Consider the following 1,062-nt stretch of genomic DNA (forward strand, 5'->3'; position numbering starts at 1 on the left):
TATACAAGCGGATAATCATAAATTAATTTTAAAATAATATTAGTTATTGTGTCATGAAGTAATAAATTAATCAGTCTGTCAAAGGCCTTTGCTTAAAACTAGGATTAAAATTCAACCTTTTAGAAATGTTTTTTATTCAATTTTTAATTCTTATTTGACCCTTTATTTAAGGCCATGTTCAAGGCATAATGTGGATAGAGGAAGCTATTTTATTTTAGAAACAATAGATCAAGAACACTATAATCACATTACTACCTTTTATTACCACAGGCTAGCGCAATCTCCGGATTTGTTCACAGGAGAAGCAGTTCCCATGACCACCAATGTACAAGGAGGTTTTGGAATCTTTTCTTCAGCTGCTAAGACCATAGTTAAGATGGATTGACATATCCTTTTAGGCGAAATTTCTTTTCAGCACTTTTGAAGTTCAAGTGGATGATGGGTGCAGTTTGCCTATTTTCTTCTTGCCGGCCCAAAGCTAAATTCATTCACCAGATAAATTTGAAAACTTTGTCCTATCTTTCTATCAATACCGATTTTTAGTTATACACATGTACCGAACTTGTGCTTCATAGGAAAAAAGAAGAGCGAAATTTTAAGTTCAATTTCCCGTAGGAAGTTCAATGGGAAAAGCCCTGCTCGTATATGACTTACAACCATTAGATATAATTTATGGAACCTTAAAAAAAACAAAAACCTCTCAAAATAATTTGAGAGGCCCTGTGTATCTTTCACTTAATTACGTTTCTATAAAGAAAGAGGCTTGATTAAGCATTACAATTCAAAGTAAATATATTTGTAATAAGCAAGCAAAAAATAAATATAAGTTGGAATATCAGAAATTAGAATATTACTTGTCACAGCCTAGGTTAGACCGATTTTTAATAGCGGCTGGTAATTCAAAATCCAAAGCTCAAAAGCTCAACAATATTCGAGAATTTAGAAATCGTATTTACCATAACGAACCAATATCCTTTAATGGAAATGAAATTGATTTTACTGAAGCAATAAATATAAAAAATCAAATTTACGAATTATTGAAGAGACTGTAATCTAAACTCT

General features: G+C 31.3%; 1 protein-coding gene. It reads left to right on the forward strand.

Annotated elements, in window-relative coordinates; translation table 11 throughout:
* Positions 1–190: 190 nt before the first annotated feature.
* Positions 191–385 (forward strand): hypothetical protein, encoded by a 195-nt coding sequence (locus A33Q_RS17700; protein ID WP_016255494.1) that lies wholly within the window; start codon positions 191–193, stop codon positions 383–385.
* The last annotated feature ends 677 nt before the right edge of the window (positions 386–1,062 follow it).

The sequence above is a fragment of the Indibacter alkaliphilus LW1 genome, from assembly GCF_000295935.2.
Taxonomy (GTDB): domain Bacteria; phylum Bacteroidota; class Bacteroidia; order Cytophagales; family Cyclobacteriaceae; genus Indibacter; species Indibacter alkaliphilus.